Origin of the sequence: Kitasatospora sp. NPDC091207, assembly GCF_044768625.1 — a bacterium.
Taxonomy (GTDB): domain Bacteria; phylum Actinomycetota; class Actinomycetes; order Streptomycetales; family Streptomycetaceae; genus Kitasatospora.
This window is the reverse complement of record NZ_JBIVVS010000004.1, coordinates 124,764-142,936: the sequence shown is the minus strand read 5'-3', so window position 1 is coordinate 142,936 and position 18,173 is coordinate 124,764. Positions and strand designations below refer to the sequence as shown.

General features: G+C 71.0%; 20 protein-coding genes. 8 read left to right on the top strand and 12 right to left on the bottom strand.

Going from position 1 to position 18,173, the window contains the following annotated elements:
* Positions 1-28: 28 nt before the first annotated feature.
* Positions 29-754 carry a hypothetical protein gene (locus tag ACIQTO_RS10290; protein ID WP_402385560.1) on the bottom strand — a complete coding sequence of 242 codons (726 nt, stop codon included), beginning with the start codon at positions 752-754 and terminating at the stop codon, positions 29-31.
* Between the two features lie 136 nt (positions 755-890).
* Positions 891-1,349, bottom strand: a complete 459-nt coding sequence (locus ACIQTO_RS10285) for a hypothetical protein (RefSeq protein ID WP_402385558.1) — start codon at positions 1,347-1,349, stop codon at positions 891-893.
* Between the two features lie 301 nt (positions 1,350-1,650).
* Between ACIQTO_RS10285 and ACIQTO_RS10280 the strand changes: the two genes are divergently transcribed.
* Together ACIQTO_RS10280 and ACIQTO_RS10275 are read left to right on the top strand one after the other, a co-directional pair.
* Positions 1,651-2,160 (top strand): hypothetical protein, encoded by a 510-nt coding sequence (locus ACIQTO_RS10280; RefSeq protein ID WP_402385555.1) that lies wholly within the window; start codon positions 1,651-1,653, stop codon positions 2,158-2,160.
* Positions 2,161-2,484: 324 nt separating this feature from the next.
* Positions 2,485-2,769: a pyrimidine/purine nucleoside phosphorylase gene (locus ACIQTO_RS10275; RefSeq protein ID WP_402385552.1), complete on the top strand. Its 285-nt coding sequence runs from the start codon at positions 2,485-2,487 to the stop codon at positions 2,767-2,769.
* 320 nt (positions 2,770-3,089) lie between these two features.
* Here ACIQTO_RS10275 and ACIQTO_RS10270 read toward each other — a convergent pair whose 3' ends face one another.
* The 4 genes from ACIQTO_RS10270 to ACIQTO_RS10255 form a co-directional block, all read right to left on the bottom strand.
* Positions 3,090-3,773, bottom strand: a complete 684-nt coding sequence (locus ACIQTO_RS10270) for a hypothetical protein (RefSeq protein WP_402385550.1) — start codon at positions 3,771-3,773, stop codon at positions 3,090-3,092.
* A gap of 70 nt (positions 3,774-3,843) precedes the next feature.
* Positions 3,844-5,619 carry an ABC transporter ATP-binding protein gene (locus tag ACIQTO_RS10265; protein WP_402386280.1) on the bottom strand — a complete coding sequence of 592 codons (1,776 nt, stop codon included), beginning with the start codon at positions 5,617-5,619 and terminating at the stop codon, positions 3,844-3,846.
* A 223-nt stretch (positions 5,620-5,842) separates the two neighbouring features.
* Entirely contained in the window at positions 5,843-7,087 is a 1,245-nt protein-coding gene (locus ACIQTO_RS10260; protein WP_402385547.1) for a cupin domain-containing protein, read from the bottom strand.
* Positions 7,088-7,139: 52 nt separating this feature from the next.
* A complete protein-coding gene (locus ACIQTO_RS10255) occupies positions 7,140-7,313 on the bottom strand; it encodes a hypothetical protein (protein WP_402385545.1) in 174 nt (57 codons plus the stop codon).
* A 588-nt stretch (positions 7,314-7,901) separates the two neighbouring features.
* On the opposite strand from ACIQTO_RS10255, the gene ACIQTO_RS10250 reads away from it, so the two are divergent.
* From ACIQTO_RS10250 to ACIQTO_RS10240, 3 genes are all read left to right on the top strand, one after another.
* Complete coding sequence (locus ACIQTO_RS10250) at positions 7,902-8,318, top strand: hypothetical protein (RefSeq protein WP_402385542.1); 417 nt, start codon at positions 7,902-7,904, stop codon at positions 8,316-8,318.
* Positions 8,319-8,398: 80 nt separating this feature from the next.
* On the top strand, positions 8,399-8,917 hold the full coding sequence (locus ACIQTO_RS10245; protein WP_402385539.1) for a hypothetical protein: 519 nt from the start codon (positions 8,399-8,401) through the stop codon (positions 8,915-8,917).
* Between the two features lie 149 nt (positions 8,918-9,066).
* Positions 9,067-9,627, top strand: coding sequence for a nitroreductase family protein (locus tag ACIQTO_RS10240; protein WP_402385536.1), 561 nt, complete (start codon positions 9,067-9,069; stop codon positions 9,625-9,627).
* A 137-nt stretch (positions 9,628-9,764) separates the two neighbouring features.
* On the opposite strand, the gene ACIQTO_RS10235 is transcribed toward ACIQTO_RS10240, so the two are convergent.
* The 3 genes from ACIQTO_RS10235 to ACIQTO_RS10225 form a co-directional block, all read right to left on the bottom strand.
* Complete coding sequence (locus ACIQTO_RS10235) at positions 9,765-10,838, bottom strand: HEAT repeat domain-containing protein (protein WP_402385534.1); 1,074 nt, start codon at positions 10,836-10,838, stop codon at positions 9,765-9,767.
* 74 nt (positions 10,839-10,912) lie between these two features.
* Positions 10,913-11,305 (bottom strand): hypothetical protein, encoded by a 393-nt coding sequence (locus ACIQTO_RS10230; protein WP_402385531.1) that lies wholly within the window; start codon positions 11,303-11,305, stop codon positions 10,913-10,915.
* A gap of 172 nt (positions 11,306-11,477) precedes the next feature.
* A complete protein-coding gene (locus tag ACIQTO_RS10225) occupies positions 11,478-11,876 on the bottom strand; it encodes a hypothetical protein (RefSeq protein ID WP_402385528.1) in 399 nt (132 codons plus the stop codon).
* Positions 11,877-12,064: 188 nt separating this feature from the next.
* Between ACIQTO_RS10225 and ACIQTO_RS10220 the strand changes: the two genes are divergently transcribed.
* Complete coding sequence (locus ACIQTO_RS10220) at positions 12,065-12,337, top strand: hypothetical protein (RefSeq protein WP_402385525.1); 273 nt, start codon at positions 12,065-12,067, stop codon at positions 12,335-12,337.
* A 189-nt stretch (positions 12,338-12,526) separates the two neighbouring features.
* On the opposite strand, the gene ACIQTO_RS10215 is transcribed toward ACIQTO_RS10220, so the two are convergent.
* Positions 12,527-13,315 (bottom strand): class I SAM-dependent methyltransferase, encoded by a 789-nt coding sequence (locus ACIQTO_RS10215; protein WP_402385522.1) that lies wholly within the window; start codon positions 13,313-13,315, stop codon positions 12,527-12,529.
* A gap of 293 nt (positions 13,316-13,608) precedes the next feature.
* Between ACIQTO_RS10215 and ACIQTO_RS10210 the strand changes: the two genes are divergently transcribed.
* Together ACIQTO_RS10210 and ACIQTO_RS10205 are read left to right on the top strand one after the other, a co-directional pair.
* Positions 13,609-15,114 (top strand): phosphatidylinositol-specific phospholipase C domain-containing protein, encoded by a 1,506-nt coding sequence (locus tag ACIQTO_RS10210; RefSeq protein ID WP_402385519.1) that lies wholly within the window; start codon positions 13,609-13,611, stop codon positions 15,112-15,114.
* 268 nt (positions 15,115-15,382) lie between these two features.
* Entirely contained in the window at positions 15,383-16,036 is a 654-nt protein-coding gene (locus ACIQTO_RS10205; RefSeq protein WP_402385516.1) for a cutinase family protein, read from the top strand.
* A 155-nt stretch (positions 16,037-16,191) separates the two neighbouring features.
* Here ACIQTO_RS10205 and ACIQTO_RS10200 read toward each other — a convergent pair whose 3' ends face one another.
* Positions 16,192-16,611 carry an arsenate reductase ArsC gene (locus ACIQTO_RS10200; protein ID WP_402385513.1) on the bottom strand — a complete coding sequence of 140 codons (420 nt, stop codon included), beginning with the start codon at positions 16,609-16,611 and terminating at the stop codon, positions 16,192-16,194.
* A gap of 57 nt (positions 16,612-16,668) precedes the next feature.
* On the bottom strand, positions 16,669-17,418 hold the full coding sequence (locus ACIQTO_RS10195) for an aquaporin (RefSeq protein ID WP_402385511.1): 750 nt from the start codon (positions 17,416-17,418) through the stop codon (positions 16,669-16,671).
* Between the last annotated feature and the right edge of the window lie 755 nt (positions 17,419-18,173).

Sequence of the window (18,173 nt, the reverse complement as noted above, 5' to 3'; positions counted from 1 at the left end):
CGGTTCTGTCGGACGGTCGCCTGTTCCGTCAGACGCTCGGCGGCCCGGTGCGGTCGGCCCGCGCCTTCGACACCGCGGTCGGGTCCTCGGTCGCGGTGAGCCGGTAGTCGACGCCGGTCGAGAAGGTGCCGGAGCCGCCGCGAAGGACGATCTCGTGCTGCCCGGGGGTGAGCCCGTCCAGTCGTACCCACAGGCCGCAGGCCCAGGAGTCGTTGAAGTCCCGGTGGCCGGGGACCGGGCCGTCGGGCACCGAGTCGGCCCGGATCTGGGTGGAGCCCAACTCCTCCACGGGCAGGCCGGTCCCGTCGAGCACCGCGCTGCCCCGGGCGTCGTTCATGAACGCCAGGCAGTCGGAGCTCTTGCCGTACATGGTGACCACCGGGAAGAGGACCGGAATGCCGGCGGGCACCGTGCACCGGCGGGTGACGGTCGCGTCGAACGTCCCGGCCAGCAGCCAGATGCCCTCGCGCTGGCCTTCACCGCAGTGACGGCCGTCGGGGTCGACGACGGGGTTGCGCTTCGTCGGGGTCGACCCCGCCCAGCTCCACCAACGGTTCTGGAGCCCGGCCGAGGTGAGGGAGCGTATGTCGACCGGGGTGGGCTTCGGGGACGGACCGGCGGACACCGGGGTCTCCCCGGCGGCGTGGGCCGACGTGGCCGGTCCGGTGGCCGAGGCCGGGTCCGTGGCCCCGGAGCAGCCGCTGAGCAGGGCGAGTGCCGCGAGCGGCAGCAAGGGAGTTCGAACGAAACGCATGATCGGCAGCCTAGGCCGGGCGGCTCTGCCGCCGCTCGCCATTTCCGGCCGGTCGGGGGGACGGGGAGTTGGTGACCGTGGCCGCGTCGCGGACGGCAGGCCGCTTCCGCTGCCTGGGCGGCGTGCGGGTGCCCGCTCAGGCGGGTGTGTCCGGCTTCCCGCCGCGCCGGGCGCCGAGGAGAGCGAGCCGGAGCAGGATCAGCAGGGCGGCCGCGGCGCCCAGTGAGGCGAGCAGGTAGGTGGCGGGCAGGTCCTCGTCCGGGTAGTGGTCGCCCACCACGCGCGCTGTCGCCGGGTTGCCGGCGGCCACCTCCAGCGGGACACCCACCCCGACGGCCGGATGTGCGACGCGCTTGAGGCCGAGGGTTCTCGAGTAGTCGCGATCGCCCACCCGGTAGGTGACCTTGTAGTCCGTGCCGCCCTTCCGGAGCATCACGGAGGTGATCGTTCCGTCCACCCGGAGCGGCTCGTCGTCGATGAGGCTCCCGGCCCGCCACTGCGCGGCCGCGCCGGTGAGACACCCGATGAGCACCAGCAGGGCGACCAGCGCGCCCGCCAGTGGTGCGAACCCGGGTCGACGTATCAGCTCTCCCACGGTCCGGACGATACGCGCCGTCATTCCGGCGGCTCCACGCGGGGCGGCGCGACCGAGGAGGTGCGACCGAGGAGGTGCGGCCGGCCACGAACGAGCGCGGCCGCCCGGGTGTCAACCGGCCGGTCCTGCCGTCGCCGGGTCGGTCGTCCTGCTGGACCGGCCGGCCGTCGCGGGCTCGCCGCCCCCATCGCCCTGGACGAACTGGTCGTCTATCACTCGTTGACGGCCTGTCTACCCACGCTGCCTAGCGTCCTTCTCGTACCGGCCCGATCCCGGGCCGTCGCCGAAAGGGAGAACTCTCGTGCTGCGCAAGACCCGCGCTCTGCTGACCGGTTCGGTCGCCGTCCTGGCCTTCAGCCTCGCCACGCCCGCCTTCACCGCCCACGCCGCCGGAGACCAGAGCGGCATCGATGCCTGCGCCCGCGAGGCCCAGTGGGCGGGCTTCGCGAAGGACAAGTCCGGAGAGGGCCGCAACGACGACGCGATCTACGCGGTGGCGATCGCCATGGCCGAGTCCGGCTGCAACCGGCTGGCCGTCCACACGAACCTGCCCACCGACCCCGACCCGGGCAGCAAGGACCTCGGTGCCTGGCAGATCAACGAGCGCTGGTACCCCGATGTCCACGGCCACGACGCCGGGGTCGTCACTCCCGAGAACTGGCAGGACATGGGCTGGTCGGCGCGAAAGGCCTTCCAGATCGACAACGACGGCACCGGCCGCGGCTGGGCCTCGTGGGCGGCCTGGCACCTGGGCACCTACCAGCAGTACCTCGGCCAGGCACGCGAGGCGGTCTACCGCGTCTGGCAGTGACGCCCGACCCCGAGTGACCACCGCGGGCCCCCGCCCCCGCCCGGCCGCCCCTGGTGCCCCCACCGGCACCGGGGGCGGCCGGGTTTCGACGGGCCCGGCGGTTGGGCGCCGCCTTCCGACGCGTCGATGCGGGGACCGGGAGGCCGGCGCCCGACGGACCGCCGGGCGTACAGCGCCGAGCCGAAGCGGGTCGGCGGCGACCGGCAGACCGTCATTCGGACCGGTCCTCGACGACGAACTCCCCGCCGGTACCCTTCCCCCCACCCGGGGACCGGCCTGCTACGGGTGGGCCGGTCCTCTCTGCTCATCCCCGAGAGGACGCCCATGTTCAAGGTCAACGAATACTTCGACGGCACGGTCACGTCGATCGCCTTCACCGCGGCGGACGGACCGGCGACCGTCGGCGTCATGGCGCCCGGCGCGTACGAGTTCGGCACCGCGAAGCGCGAGATCATGCACGTGGTCTCCGGCGCCCTGACCGTCCGGCTGCCCGGCTCCGACCGGTGGGAGACCTTCGAGGCCGGCGAGCGGTTCGACGTCCCGGCCGACAGCGGGTTCCAGGTCAGGGCCGACATCGAGACCGCCTACCTCTGTGAGTACCGCGACTGATCCCGGCCTCAGCGCCCGGCCGGGACGGCTCGCCGCCGGGGAGCCGAGGACGGGTGGGGCGCCGAGGACGGGTGGGGGCACACCCGTCGCAGCGGCGTCAGGCCGGGGCGGCGCCGGTGCCGGTGACCATCGGGGCGACGGTTCGCCCATCCCTGCAAGGTCAGCCGCTCGACAATTGACAGGATCAGCGGCTGCGGTCTGCTGTCACCCATACCGACAGCAGACCGCAGAGCTGACACCACGTCACCGCCCCCGGCAAGGAGAACCTCGGAACCACGCAAGGGCCTCACGTGGCGACCGCAGATCTCAAGACCAGCTCACTAGCTGTAAGCGATGCGCTCGACCTCGAAGAGCTGGGCGGCACCGATCCGGCCCTCCTCCAGGGAAAGCAGCCAGCTCAGCAGTTCCGGTGCGGCGTGCAGCTCGTCGTAGGAGCCGAGCCGGAGGTCCGCGAGCCGCCCCTCGAAGAGCCAGCCGTCGAGCGCGTCGGAGAGGTGGCGGTCTGCCGCCTCGGTCCGGGTGCCGGCCCAGACGGTCAGCCACGGTGAGAGGCTCCCGGTGCTGACGGAGATCGCCTCCAGTACCCCGGTGACGGGCTCGGTGCCCGGGTACGCGTGCAGGGCTGCCGGCCACCAGGCGTGCCAGACGGCCTCCAGCGCCTCCCGCTCCGGCGACGTCCAGGTCCGCAGCTCCGCGGCGAGCAGCCGGGAGGCGACCAGCCCGTGGTGGACGTGCAGTCGAGCGGTGGCCAGGAGGCGGACGATTCGCGGTGTCATCCGGCGGTAGAGGGCGGGGAAGTCGTCCCAGTGGTCGGTCGAGGTGGCCGCGACGGAACGGATCAGTTCCTCCGGTACCCGGTGCGAGGGCCCGGCGAGTGCTTCGAGGTCGGTGTCGGTGTAGCAGTAGGTGCAGCCGCCGACAGCGGAGGGCCGCTCGGAGAACGGCGCGAAGACGGCGTCCAGCTCGTCGAGAGCGTTCCGGAGCTGCTGGGAAGGGTCGGTCACGGGAACCTGCTGGGGGACCTCATCCGGCCTACCGGAGAGGGGATGGACGCTACCACACGCTTTCAGTCCGTCAGGGCGCCGGGTGGACGGTGCGGGGAGGCGCCGGCGCCGTCCCCGGACCTCTCCCGGACCGACTCGCCCCGACCATCGCGGCGTAGCGGCCCGAGAGCGCCATGAGCTCGGGGTGCGACCCCTGTTCGACGATCCTCCCCCGGTCCATGACGATGATCCTGTCCGCGTCCCCGATCGTGGAGAGGCGGTGCGTGATGGTGATCGTGGTGCGTCCTTCGGAGAGGGTCTCCAACGCCTGTTGGATCAGCCGCTCCGTGTGCACGTCCAAGGCGCTGGTGGCTTCGTCCAGGATGAGGACCGGCGGGTTGCGCAGCATCGTCCGGGCGATCGCCAGGCGTTGCCTCTCGCCTCCGGAGAAGCGATGGCCCCGCTCTCCCACGACGGTCTGGTAGCCGTCGGGCAGGCGCTCGATCAGGTCATGGATGTGGGCCGCCCGCGCCACCTCGGCCAACTCCTGGTCCGTGGCGCCGGCCTTGGCGAAGCGGAGGTTGTCGGCGATCGTGGTGTGGAAGAGGTGGGTGTCCTGTGACACCACGCCGATCGTGGCGGAGAGGGTGTCGAAGCTCAGGTCCCGGACGTCCGTCCCGTCGATGGTGATCCGTCCACCGGTGACGTCGTAGAGCCGGGCCACCAGGTACCCCAGGGTCGTCTTTCCGGCACCGGTCGCTCCGACGATCGCGATGCTCCCCCCGGCGGGGACGTCGATGTCGATGTCGGACAATCCGGTGGCGGCGCCCGGATAGCGGAACCGCACCCCGTGGAACTCGACGTGTCCCCGGGGGCGGGGAAGTGCCTTGGGACGCGACGGTTCCGGGACGTGGACCGGCAGGTCCAGGTATTCGAAGACCCTCTCGAACAGTGCCATCGAGCTCTGGACGGAGATGCCGATCTGCAGGATCGACACGGACGGTCCGAGCAGCGCCTGCTGGAGCACCGCGAAGGCGACGACAGTGCCGATCGACGTCGGACCCCGTCCGTCGACCCCCACGGTGCCGGCCGCCCAGTAGACGGCGACCGGCATCACGGCCAGGACGACCGAGACCGTGGACTGGTGCCAACGGCCCGTCATCGTCGACCGGACGGCAAGGTCGGTCAAGTCCCTGGAGTGGCCGGCGAACTCCCGGTTCAGCGTGCCGGTGCGCCCCATGGTCCTTCCGAGCAGGAACCCGTTCACCGACAGCGACTCCTCGACCAGCGCGGACATGACCGCCAGTTTCTGCTGGTACTGCCGGGTGACGTCACGCCGGTCGTCGCCGACCCGGCGGGTGATCCAGGCGAACAACGGCAGCATCGCCATGGAGAGGACGGTGAGGGTCGGATTCAGGGCGAGCATGGCGATCAGGCTGGTCACCACGGTCGTGACGTTGCCGACGACGGAGGTGGCGGTGGTGGTGACGGTCGCCTGCATGCCCCCGATGTCGTTGGCGATCCGTGACTGGATCTCACCCGTGCGCGCCGTGGTGAAGAAGCTCAGCGACATTCGCTGGAGGTGCGTGTACACGGCGATCCGGAGATCCTCCATGACCCGCTGGCCCAGGACCACCGTCAGGTACGACTGGAGTACGCCGAGCGCGGTGCCGGCGGCGATGACGCCCGCCATGCCCAGGGCCAGTGCTGTGAGCAGTCCTTGGCGCCCCTCGGGCAGAGCGACGTCCAGGATCTCCCGGAGCATGAAGGGCTGGGCGAGTGAGACGACGGAGGACCCGGCGACCAGGGCCAGCAGGAGGGAGAGCCGGCCGCGGTGAGGCCGGAACAGCCGGAGCAGTCTCCGCAGCGGCACACTCGAGGATCGTTCCTTCAGCCTGGGGCTCAAGGGTCTGGTTCCTCTCCGGAATCGGGTGACGGACTCGGGTGGTGACGGATTCGGGTGGTGACGTATTCGAGGGGTGGCGGTTCAGGGGTGGCGGATCGAACCGCCCGACGAGGGTGGTCGCCGGAACGGGGCAGCGCCGCCGACCGAGGAGGACCCCGGTCGGCGGCGCTGTCCCCGCCGGCGCTCAGTCGAACGTCAGGAAGCCTTCCCGGAGCAGCGACTCCACCAGGACCAGCCGGCCCGGCCCGTCCAGCTCGCCGGGAATCGACTGCGGGGAGAAAGCGGGGCCGCCGCCGTTCTCCACCACGAACCGGACCTCGTCCGTGACGTGGGCCGGGTACCTGACCTTCTTGTTGTGGAACTCCAGCTCGACCCCGTCAGGGGTGCTGCTCAGGGCCCATCCGAGGTCGCTGCGGCGCCGCACCAAGGTGGTGGGCCGGAGGGACGAGAGCGCCTCCAGGTCGCTCAGATGGTGGCGCAGGCTGGTCGGCCCGATGGCGGCCGCGTGCTTCACGGCCTCGGCCGTCATGGTCGCCGGCGCGAGCCGCGACGCCAGCAGCCCGACCAGTTCACCGAGGGTGTCCTCGGTCTGCCGCTGGAGGGCGCCGCTCTTGGCGAACCCCAGCGGGAGGGAGGTCCGGAACCGGACGTCGTCGGCGAGCACCCGCCCGACCGCGTCCTGGAGGACCGATGCCCACAGCAGCGGGTGGACACCGATGGTGACGTGGACCGAGGCGGAGTCCATCGAGGTTCCCGCATGGACCGTGCCGCGCGGGAGGTAGAGCAGGTCCCCGGCCATCAGATCCAGCTCCTGTTCGGCCTCCTTCGGCAGCGGATCGGAATGGTCGTACGGCTGGCTCCGCAGCGGCAGCTCCTGTGCGCTCCCGTACAGCGACCACCGCTTGGACCCGTGGACCTGAAGGATGAAGACATCGTGGGTGTCGTAGTGGGGGGCGAAACCCCGCTCGTTGCCTCCCGGGGTGAGATAGACGTTCATCTGTGGCCGCGCGCTGATCTCCGCGCCGAGTTCCGCCGCGAACCGGCCCAACGGCTCCCACCGTCGGTCCAGGGAATTCAGCACGATCGTGGATCCGGTGCGGTAGTGCTGGTACACGGCCTCGACCGCGGCGGTCCTGCCGGTGGAAGCGTCCGACGCGACCAATGCGGAGACCGGAGTCTCCTGGCCGTCCCTGATGATCCGAACGGTATCCAGATTGGCGTCGACCAGCGCGAGCAGCCGGTCCACGTCGTCCAGGGTCAGGAGTTCGGCGAAGTAGTGCGGATCCGCGTGACTGACGTGCAGGCTCCGACGTTCCCAGAACTCTCCTTCGAAGGTCTCCCGCTCGACCGGATCGAGCATCCAGGAGAGCGCGGACACGAGCCTCCCGCCACGCGTCCGCGTCGCCTGTTCGCCGGTTGCTGTCGCCATATCCCGTGACTCCTCGTCTGTGGCACTCGTGCAGGGCCGGCCGGTCGTGGGGTCAGTCGTTGTCATCCCGATACACGTTGGTGTTGGGGTAGTTGTACCAATCCTTCTTTCCCTCGTCGTTGTAGTTGTTGTCGTCGTGGTTCCCCTTACTGCGGTCATGAGCGGTCGGGGATTCGCCTCCCGGCCGGACGACGACGATGTCCTCGGGGTCAAGTGACTGGGCCATCAGCTTTGTCTCCCTTCGGCTCCCGTGACGGAAGCCTGTACGAGCCGGTCCTTCGACGTGGACGGGCCGACCAGGTGCCTTCGGTCCTGCCGCCCAGGCCGTCGAAACCGGTGGCAGACCCACCGTGCGACGCATTTGTTTGTCCGTCACTACGGAATGGGCCAAGGGCCAGGTGAGTGGCGGACAATCCGGTTTGGCCGTGGACAGAGCAGGGGCACGGGGAGGGTGCCGCGCAGTGCCCACGGGGCGCGTGCCGCGCCTGCCCACGGGGTGCCGGGGCGGCGCGGGGAACGACGCCCGGCCGACGACCGCGACGACGCTGACGCTGCCGCTGGTCCGCACCCGACCCGGTCCGCTTCGCTTCCCCCGCTTGTCCGTGGACAAGGCGGATTGTCCACGGCCCATGTGGCCCTCAGCCAATTCCTCGTTGATGGACAATCAAAGACGTCGCACGGTGGGACCTCCACCGATTCCAGGAGTCTGGACGGCTCCCGGTGCGCACGCGACGTCATCCGAGGAACGGTCGATGGCCACTCGGATGCGCGACCGGGCTCACCGTGCGGAATCGGCTCTGCAGGGAGGGAAACGATGAGGAAGTTCAAGGCTGCCGCGGCGTCACTGATCGCCAGCGGTGTACTGCTGCTGGCGAGTCCCGGAGTGGCGTCCGCGACCGAGGTCCACCAGTACCTCGGAAACCTGGAGAACCCGGGTGCGAGCGGCGACAAGTGGAAGAGCACGGTCAACGCGACCGGGCGCTACAACACCTCCTGTGCCACGGTGAGCGGCTACACGGGGGCGGGGGGCTGGGCCCCGAACGGCTGGTTCAGCTCGATCCGGCGGGCGAGTGACCAGTCCGGGGCCTTCTGGAGTTCCGATCACTACGAGAGTGGCCGGTTCTGCATCTCGGACAAGGACCTGAAGAGCTGGGGTGACTACTACACGCGGGTGACCGCGAAGCACACCACGGCGCTGTCGGGGGTAAGCGTCGATCACTACGCGTGGTAGGTATCCGCACCGCGTGACCGTCCCGGGCGGCCGGGCCGCCCGGGACGGTCATCCCCTTCGGGTCACAGAGGATGTCCGGCGTGAAAGATCGTCCAGCGAGGTCGTCGCACCTCGCACTGCTGTTTCTGGTGTCGGTCGTCGGCTGCTCCGCGCCGACCGGCGGATCCCACAACGCTTCATCCGATTTCCGTCCGGTGGCGTCCGGTGAGGCGGTCGGGCACACCTGGGAGTTGCTGCGCGGGGAGAACGGCGACGGGGTCTCCTGTCTGAAGGTCAAGGTTGACCAGACGGAAAGCTCGGCGGATTGCGGCATGAGCGTGGAGGTCGCGCCGTTCAACGTGGCCGTGCAGAGGTTCGCCGATGGATCCACGGCAGCGTTCGGCATCGCCAGGAAAGAGCTTGCCGCCGTTCTCGTGGAGCGCCGGGGTGTAACGGAATACGTCTCGACCATTGGCTCACAGTCTGCGGGCGGCCCGAACTATGTGGTGGTCATCGGGGCTGTCGGAAATCCGATCGGCAACATTTCGTCGAAAGGTCCGGATGGCAGGGAGTATTCCATCAAGGACAAGATGGATGAGGTCAATTCGGAAGGCGCGTAGCGCCCCTGGCAGCCGCCCTTGGCCTCGCCCGGAGGGTCGGTGCCCCCGCACCGCCTGACGGGCGCGGCCGGGCAGGCCAGGTCCCACGCTGCCCGGCCGGCGACGTCCCGGCCGGAATACGTCCGGGCGGTGGGGGGTTACCGCTGGACATGCGACGTGATCTTGAACCTCCCAGCGGCATACACCCCCTGTTGGCGGCACGGTTCAGCCCCCGCGCGTTCGACCCGTCGGCGACCATCGACGACCACGCCCTCGGTCTGCTGCTGGAAGCCGCGCGGTGGGCGCGGTCGGCCGGGAACTCGCAGCCCTGGGGGTTCTTCACGAGCCGGCCCGGTGAGCCGGCGCACGAGCGGGTGGTGCCGCACCTCGCGCCCAGCTCGGCCCGGTGGGCGACGGACGCCGGACTGCTGGTCGTGACGTTGACGCGCCGACACGTCGACGACACGCAGCTGCTCTACTCCGAGTTCGCGGACTACGACCTCGGCCAGGCCGTCGCGCACCTGACCATCCAGGCCCAGGCATTGGGACTGGCCGCCCGCCAGTTCAGGGCCTTCGACCTGGAAGGCCTCACCGAAGAACTGCGCCCGGACCCGGGATGGGCGGTGGTCTCCATGATCGCGATCGGCACGGCCGCCGGAGCACCGCCGGACCCTCGTGCCCGGCGCAGCACCGCCGACCTGCGGTCCGCTCCCTGGGCGCTGCCGCGGTAGTGCGCCGGTGACAGGGCGGCGTCTCCGGTCCGGACGGCTGCTGCGACGGGCCGGGGAGGTGTCCCGGTTCGTCGCGGACCCGCTCGACGACGTGCTGGATCCGGGGCCGGCCGGGCCCGGGAGGCTCCGGGGGAACGTCAGTCCGAGGTCCGTTCCCCGGCCGAACCGGTGAGGTCGGCCACCACCAGCCCGGCCGCCCGCACCGGGTCCCCGCCGGCGCGGGTGAGAAGCGCGATCACGTCGTAGCCGGTGTCGGCCGTCTCCCGGTCGGTCACCGGCAGGGTCAGCCGCATCCCGTGCACCGACTCGTAGCGCGGTGAGCTGAGCGCCGCGCCGATGTCGGGGCGCAGCCGCTCCAGTTCCGTCACGACCGTCCAGGCGTCGTCCTCCATCCGGGCCCGCCGCACCGGGTCGCAGGCCGCGACGGCCCGGTCGGTTTCGGGTGCGTCGGGCTCGCAGGCGGCCAGAGCCGGCAGGAGTTCGGGGAGGCCCAGGATCTCCGCTGCGTCGAGGGTGAAGGAGTGGGACCAGCTGTCGGATTCCAGCAGTCGCGCGATCAGTGGGACGGCCCGGGGGTCGTGCCGTCTGGCGAGCCCTCGGGCACCCTCCTCCCGGACCTCGCCGTCCTCGTCGGTGGTGCACGTCCACAGTGCGTCCCTGATGGCGGTCGTGTCCTGCTCCAGTTGGAATCCCAACGTGAAGGCCGCCCAGTTGCGGACATCGGCGTCCTGGTCCCGCGTGAGCCGGATCAGCGCCCGGACATCGGGCCCGTCGGGCAGTCCGCTGTTGACGAAGGTGAGTTCCGAAGCGACGTGACGCCGCAGGTCGACGTCCTCGTGCCCGGAAAGCCTGACCAGCACGGGAACGGCGCGCCGGTCCTGCGTCCGGCCCAGCCCGCAGACGAGGGAGGACAGCACGCAGGTCTCCGTCTCGACCTCGGCCAGCGCCATCAACGCGGTCGCCGCCTCACTGCGCAGCGACTCGTGCGTGGCGGCCGCGCTTCCCACCAGATCACAGCCCACCGTCCGCTCCAGGACATCGGCCGACCTCAGCCACCCCGACCCGCAGCGCAACGCGGCCTCCCCGTTCCCCTCCGCCGCCGTCTCCCGGACCAGCGCCCAGTAGGCGTGCCCGTCGTGGTCCGCCTCCGAGGCCTGCGCCACTCGCGCCGCCGTCATCAAGCGCCCCGCCAGCCCCACCGCGTTGTCCATGTGCGCATTCTGGCCCGACGGCCCGGTGCCGGGCACCGGATTTTCACGGCTCGCGTCGGTACCGAAGAACGTGCTCAGTCGTAGAGGTGCTGAGGCAGCACGCGGCGCGGCAGCGGCTGACGCCAGTCACCCAGCCGGGCAACGAGGATCCGGCGAGCCAGAGTCCGCGCCTCGTTCCACGCGGCATCCGCGGTCAACGTGTCGGCCCACCGGCCGGCAAGAGCATGGTCGTCCATCTCGCCCACAAGTCGACCGACGGCTTTGAGGTCCCGCAGGGCTTCCTGGTCGAAGGTTCCCCGATCCGCCATCGCTACGGCCAGCTGGAGGCTGAGCTCGACCTCTTCGGCATCGGCGGCGGTCCGCACCTGGTGCTCGCCGGCCCATGCCAGCTGGTCCAGTGCATCAGCTCCGAGGAAGGCGAGCAGGGGTGTGATCCGCCGCTGCCAGCAGTCGCTGTCGCCGTTCATGCCAGCAGGATCGCACCGGACCGCTCCGGCACCTACCGCTACCCCCGGCCAGGCCGTGGGTGAGGTCGTCCGCAGCCCTGTCGACGGACCGTCGCTGGGCCTCGGCGGGCTGACCCGATCCCCCGAGCCGACCTTTCCGTCCGATCCGACCGTCCGACCGGGAGACGCGGGGTCAGCAGTACGTTTCGATGAAGAGGAGCACCCGGCCGTCGTCGGCGGTGAACTCGTACGCCTCGTAAATCGGCAGGTCGGCGGCGTCGAACCTGGCCCTCGCCGCCAGCCAGGCAGCCGGGCGCTCAGCCTCCGTCAGGAAGCGGGGGAGCCACCGCTCGACGTGACCGTCGTAGTACTCGCCCATCGACATCACGTCGGCGCGGACGGCGAGCCGCTTGGCCCGGCGAGGGTCCAGCGGTCCACGGGCGAGCCGCCAGTAACAGCCGTCGGCGTCGGTGAAACCACGGGCCGCCACGGGACGGAGGACGTACGAGCCACCGCGCTGATCCGCCGCCGCGGGTTCCATGGCGGCCACCATTTCGGCGAAGGCCGTGGCACGCTGACGCTTCTTCGGCACCCGAACAGGATGCCAGGCTCGGTCGCGCCGGTCATCAGCGGATCACGTGGCGGAAGTCCGCCGGCCGTCGCGATCGGTCGCCGCCTGCCACGGGACAGTTGCCGTGCGGTGGGGCCGGGCGGTCGCGCAGGCGGATTCCTCACTGCATGCCCTGTCCTTCCGCGCGGATCCAGACAAAGGAAACCTTCGTGAAGTTGTTCCACCGCAAGGCCGGGAAGTCCCGGAAGGCCCTTCCCGTGCTCATGACGGCGATCTGCACCGTGGCCGTGACGTTGGGGGTCCAGCACGTCCTTCCGCAGAAGCACGGAGGAGAGCCGCGGGCGACGGAGCGGATCGTCACCCCCGCCGCGGGGGGAACCTCCACCGCGGGCTTCCACCTGCTGGACGCGGCATGGACCACGGCCGACATCGTGGAGAAGGCCCGGGCAGGGCCGGCGGTCGGTCGGCGCCCGGGGCTGTGATCCGATGATCGGACGGAACGCCTCGGGGCACTCCCAACGCGATCCGGGAGAGGAAAGCCGTGAGCACAGAGACCGTCCGCCCGCCGATCGAGGACCTCGGCATCGCCGGAGTCGGGCGGTGATCCTGACGGAGCAGGACCTGCGCGAGCGTCGTGCCCCCGCCCGGGGGTTCGTCAGCGGCCCGGCGGGTCAGCGGCCCGGACCGGCCCGTCGGACGGTCAGCATGTCCTGGGTGTGGCCGATCTCGTAGCTGCCGTCCGGCCGGGCGAAGTGGTCCTGGACGTAGGCGGCGAGGTCGGCGCGGTCGGGCAGCGGGTCCACGGCGGTCAGCTCGGCCACGTTCACCATGAACTCGGCGACGTCCACCGCCTCGTCCAGGCGGTCGGTCCGGTAGTGGAGGTCCAGGGTCTCCAGCGCGTAGGCGTGGGCCGGTTCCCGCTCGCGCAGCCGGTCGGCGAGCGGCCGCAGGTCGTAGCGGACGCCGGTGAAGTGCGCGGCCATCCGCATGCACGGGCTGTCCGGGTTCTGCAGCACCACCAGCAGGGCGCCGCCCGGCGCGGTCCAGTCCAGTGCCCGGCCGACGGTGCGCGGCCAGTCCTCCGGCGGCACGTAGTACAGCACGTGCGAGAGGTGGACCAGGTCCGCCGGCCCGGGAGGCCGCACCCGGTCGAGGGGTTCCGGCAGCACCAGGGCGTCCGGGCAGGCCAGGCGCAGCTTCCCGCGCATCGCCGCACTGGGCTCGACGGCCACCGTGCGCTCGAAGTACCGCCCGAGGTGGGCGGTGGTCCGGCCCTCGCCCGCGCCGAGGTCCAGCAGCATCCGGCGGTGCTCCAGGCCCTCGACGACCTCGCTCAGCCGGGCGTGGGTGAGGGGCTTCTCGTCGGTGCCGGCGAGGAACAGTTCGAACGCGTGGCGGTAGGCGGCACCGGAGACGTCCAGTACTCGGAGCGGGTTCGAATCCGCTGTCCTTGTTTCCACCGGGTGGCCCCTCTCGACGTTGCTGCTGCCCGCTCATTGCACCGGGGCGCCCGGCAGGCGTCCGGCAGGGACGTTCCTGCCCGCGTGTCGCACGGCGGGGCGGTCTGCGGCGAGCCGGTCGGCGGGTGGCGGCCGGGGTCGCACCTGCCCTTCCGTCCCCGGGGTGCTGCCCTCCCGGCCCTGGCCCCGTGACCTTCGGTGGCGGGAGAATCACGAGCTGTTCATGACACATCACTGCCCCGTTGAGAAGAGGTGGCGCCTTGTCAGGCTCCCACGTGTCAGGCTCCCACGTAGTGCGCAGACTGGCGCACGTCCTGGCGCTCGGCGTCGCCGTGGGCGCGGTCCTGCTCCCGACGAGCCCCGCCACCGCGGCCGGGTCGGTGTACACCGACGCCGTCGACCTCGGGTCGACGAGCCGGGCGGACTGGATGAAGGACCTCGCGGGCGGTACACCGCTGTCGGCGCTCTCGCTGCCGGGCACCCATGAGACGCTCGCCATCCGCGGGCTCGAACTGACGAAGGCGCAGCAGGACTTCGGCATCAGCGGGCAGACCCTGGCGGTCCAGCTGGACCGGGGGATCCGCGCCGTCGACATCAGGGTGCGGGTCACGGAGGGGAAGTACTTCACGATCCACCACGCGAAGGAGTACCAGAGCGCCAATTTCGACGATGTCCTGAGCAAGGCGCGGACCTTCCTCCAGCAGCACCCGAGCGAGACCCTCCTGATGCGGCTCCGGGCCGAATGCCCCCGGTCGAACATCAGCATCACGGACTGCACCAACGATCCGTCGACGGTGACCAGTCAGAACATCAGGACCATCTTCGACAGGTACGCCAACACGGACTACTCCGGTCTGTTCTACAAGGAGTCGACGGTCGAGGGGAAGCCGACCGCGACGCCCACCCTCTCCCAGGCCCGTGGCAAGATCGTGCTGACCCAGTTCGACAACGTCGAAGCCGAGTACGGAATCGCGTCGTACAACGACCACACCGAGGACACCTACAACAACCCGGGCATCAGCGCGAAGTTCGAGAAGGTCAAGGCCAATGTCGAACGGGCGGTGGCCGGTAGCGGCGGTCAGTTCTACGTGACGTACACATCCGCGAGCGGCGGCGGCGCCACACCCCTGTTCTACGCCGGCGGGAGCGGCTGGGACCCGGCCAGGCAGCAGCCCTCGGTCCTGGGGATCAACCCCCAGTTCATGCGCTACCTCAACGGCGGCGGAGGGAACGGGCGGATCGGCGTCATCATGATGGACTACCCGGGCTGGGCGCTGGTGGAGAACATCATCGCCCGCAACGGCGGGTACGTCGTCAAGGGGGCCCATCAGGCGGTCTGGCAGGTCAACGCCGACAAGACCTACGTCGACACCCGGTACGGCCGGTGCATGGTGCGCGGCCCGGAGTTCGACAGCTCCAAGACCGGCGGGCTGGTCACCCAGCGCGCATGTCAGTCGACGGCACCCAGCAGCCACCAGTGGGGTGCCGTGAAGCCCTCGACCTACGACGGCCAGGGCTACTACTGGATCAAGGCCAACAACGGCACCTGCCTGACGGCCCCCTACAACAACGGCACGCCTCCGCCGCCCGGGACCCAGCTGTACTGGTGGGGCTGCGAGACCCGCTGGTTCTCCGGCAACCAACTCTGGAACGTCATCCCGACGCCGATCAGGGTCGGCGGCAAGGACACGGGCGCCTACAAGTTCATCAACCAGTGGACCGGCCTGTGCCTGTCGGTGGACCCGGCCACCGCGGCGACGGCCGGCGGCAAGGTGACCCTGGACACCTGCCCGAAGTAGCGTCCGCGCCACGAGTGACGGCGACGGTCCGACCGGCGGCGGAGGGGGCGCGTGCACAGGCGTCGCGCCCCCGTCCGTGATCTCGTCCGCCCCGTCCGCGCCCTGAATTCCGCCTGTCGCCGCTTCGGCGCCGAAGAATAGGCTCGTGCCGGGCATTCCGATCAGATCGTGCGCAAATCCCGTTTGCGACCCCTGGTGGGCCGTTGACGGAGCATCGTGCACGAGTGGCGATAGAGGCATCAAGTACCCCTAGACGGAGGAGAATTCCATGCGGGCCCAAAGGACCACGGCCGCGTTGGCCGGACTACTGCTGACGGCCGGGATTTCCGTGGCGACGGGGTCTTCCGCGCAAGCGGCGGCTCCGTGCGAGGGCACCTACACGATCGTCGTCGGTGGCACCGGCAGTTCGTGGAACAACGACGGCTTCACCGGCAACATCCAGCAGCACGTCGGTTACCCGACCCAGATCCCCAACGGCGCGAGCGCCCGGGCGGGCGTCAACGAGCTGAACCGGCTCGTGCGGGACCAGCGCAACGCGTGTCCGGGCCAGCACGTCAAGGTGGGCGGGTACTCCCTGGGCGCCGCCGTGGTGCACATCTGGGTCACCGAGAACTGGCAGACCTTCGACAACGTCAACGCCGTCCTCGTCTCGGACCCCAAGCGCCAGGGCCCGCCCGGCGCCAACGGCGGCGCGGTGCCGTTCGGCGGTGTCATCGGCGCTCCGCTCGCGGGCGCCGACAAGTTCTTCGGCAACGTGCCGGTCAAGACGATCTGTCACTGGGACTACGTCTGTGACGAGTCCGCCGGCATCTGGACGTACCCGCAGAACCACGTCAACAACTACCCCAACGACTTCAACATGGACCACCACAACGACAGCGCCAACGAGGTCTGGTACAACGGCGCCTGGTATCCCGCGTAGCCGCAACACGCCGGCTGCCCACGGCGGTCCGGCCGCCAGGCAGCCGGTCGGCGCGCCGCCCCGGTATCGGGCGCGCCCACCGGCGTCCAGGTCACCCTGCGCTCGGCACGCCGGTGACCCGCACGGGTCCGGCCGCGGTGCCGGTCACGCGCGGTTCACGCGGTGGGCTCGATGCCGAGGTCGGCGAGCAGGCCGCGGATCCGCCGCTCGATCTCGTCGCGGATCGGGCGGACGGCCTCGACGCCCTGGCCGGCCGGGTCCTCCAGGGTCCAGTCCAGGTACGTCTTGCCGGGGAAGAACGGGCAGGCGTCGCCGCAGCCCATGGTGATCACCACGTCGGAGGCCTGCACGGCCTCGGTGGTCAGGATCTTCGGGGTCTCGGCGGCGATGTCGATCCCGACCTCGGCCAGAGCCTCGACCACCGCCGGGTTCACGGCCTCGGCCGGGGCGGAGCCGGCCGAGCGGACCTCGACCCGTTCGCCGCCGAGGCGGGTGAGGAACGCGGCGGCCATTTGGGAGCGGCCCGCGTTGTGCACGCAGACGAACAGCACGGACGGGACGGCGGGAGTGCTCACAGCGGGGTGTCCTTCGGTCTTCGCAGGCGGGCAGGCAGGCAAACAGGCGGGGTCGGCTCAGCGGCCGGCCGGGGCCGGGTGCTGGTCGCCGTGCGGGACGACGACCTCCTCGGAAACGGCCGGGGCCGGGCGTCCGAACAGCACCGTGACCAGGCCGAGCCCGGCGGTCAGGCCGACGAGCTGGGCCGCGATGAACGGCAGCACCGGGGCGGGGGCGATCCCGGCGAAGGTGTCGGTGAACGCCCGGCCGATCGTCACCGCCGGGTTCGCGAAATTGGTCGAGGACGTGAACCAGTACGCGGCGCCGATGAACGCGGCGACCGCGACCGGGGCGAAGCGCTCCCGGCCGACCCGGGCCAGGCCGAAGATCAGCAGGATCCGGCCGGCGGTCGCGACGACCTCGCCCAGCCACAGCTGCGGCGCCCAGCGGTCGTGCGTCGACCAGCGCACCAGCGGCCCGCCGAACATCGCGTCCGCGAGCACCGCCCCGCCGACCGCCCCGGTGGTCTGCGCGACGGCATAGGCCGCGACCTCCCGCAGGCCCGGCCCCGCGCCGCCGCGCCGGCCGGTCCACCAGGCGGCCAGCGTCACGGTCGGGTTGAAGTGGGCGCCGGAGACCGGGCCCAACAGCAGGATCAGCACGCCGAGGCCGAACACGGTCGCCAGCGAGTTGGCCAGCAGCCGCACCCCGACGTCCTGGGAGAGCTCGACGGCCTGGATGCCGGAGCCGACCACGACGGTGACCAGCGCGCCGGTCCCGACGAACTCCACGGCCGCGCGACGGCCGAGCGGCACCGTCGCGGTCATCTCGCGCCTCCGGCGGCCGGGGCCTCCAGCAGGGCCTTGATCAGTCGCCGAGCCCGGCGCGCTCGGCGACATCCCTGTCGAAGATGACGAGGACATCATCGGTGCCCAGGTGGAACGGCCCCGGCCCGTCGGGCTCGTACGTGGCCGAGCGGCCGGCGGCGATCCACACCTGACCTGTGGCGGTCCGCAGGTGTACGGCCTCCGGCACCGGGGTCGGAGCGCCGTGCTCCTCGTCGCACCACTGGACGCGGCACGACGTGATCGGGGCGGAGAGGACCCCCGCCCAGCGGGGGTGCTCCGTGACCGCGACGCGTGCCGTACCGCCCGGCTCGCCGACGCGGGAGAGGAAGTCCCGCATGGGCGCCGAGTAGAGCTCGACGCCGTAGTGGTCGAACGTGCTGCCCCACACGGCCGAGTAGGTGCCGCCGTCGTCCGTGGTCAGCTCGACGCCCATCGTGGGCTCGTGCCACGCGCCGTAGTCCCATGCGTCGGGATCGGTGCCCTCGTCCCCGACCATCAGCACGAAGTAGGCGACCGCGACGACGGTCCGCCCGCGCAGGCCGGCGACGAGCCGTCCGTAGCTGTCAGGGGTCAGGAGCGGCGCGGTACTCACCGGGGCATCCTGACAGTGCCGGTTCCACCAGGGCGAGCGGATTTCGCGGGTCGGGGCCGGGCAGGGCCTGCTGCGCCCAGGCCGTGGGGCCCGCCCCACGGCCTGGGGCGCAGATCCCTGTGCCCGGGGGTGTTCAGCGCTG

Excerpts from the sequence above, each read along its gene's own strand:
- ACIQTO_RS10290 (WP_402385560.1), bottom strand. The coding sequence starts at position 754 with ATGCGTTTCGTTCGAACTCCCTTGCTGCCGCTCGCGGCACTCGCCCTG.
- ACIQTO_RS10275 (WP_402385552.1), top strand. The coding sequence starts at position 2,485 with ATGTTCAAGGTCAACGAATACTTCGACGGCACGGTCACGTCGATCGCC.
- ACIQTO_RS10260 (WP_402385547.1), bottom strand. The coding sequence starts at position 7,087 with ATGGCGACAGCAACCGGCGAACAGGCGACGCGGACGCGTGGCGGGAGG.
- ACIQTO_RS10255 (WP_402385545.1), bottom strand. The coding sequence starts at position 7,313 with ATGGCCCAGTCACTTGACCCCGAGGACATCGTCGTCGTCCGGCCGGGA.
- ACIQTO_RS10250 (WP_402385542.1), top strand. The coding sequence starts at position 7,902 with ATGAGGAAGTTCAAGGCTGCCGCGGCGTCACTGATCGCCAGCGGTGTA.
- ACIQTO_RS10240 (WP_402385536.1), top strand. The coding sequence starts at position 9,067 with ATGCGACGTGATCTTGAACCTCCCAGCGGCATACACCCCCTGTTGGCG.
- ACIQTO_RS10235 (WP_402385534.1), bottom strand. The coding sequence starts at position 10,838 with ATGGACAACGCGGTGGGGCTGGCGGGGCGCTTGATGACGGCGGCGCGA.
- ACIQTO_RS10230 (WP_402385531.1), bottom strand. The coding sequence starts at position 11,305 with ATGAACGGCGACAGCGACTGCTGGCAGCGGCGGATCACACCCCTGCTC.
- ACIQTO_RS10205 (WP_402385516.1), top strand. The coding sequence starts at position 15,383 with ATGCGGGCCCAAAGGACCACGGCCGCGTTGGCCGGACTACTGCTGACG.
- ACIQTO_RS10195 (WP_402385511.1), bottom strand. The coding sequence starts at position 17,418 with ATGACCGCGACGGTGCCGCTCGGCCGTCGCGCGGCCGTGGAGTTCGTC.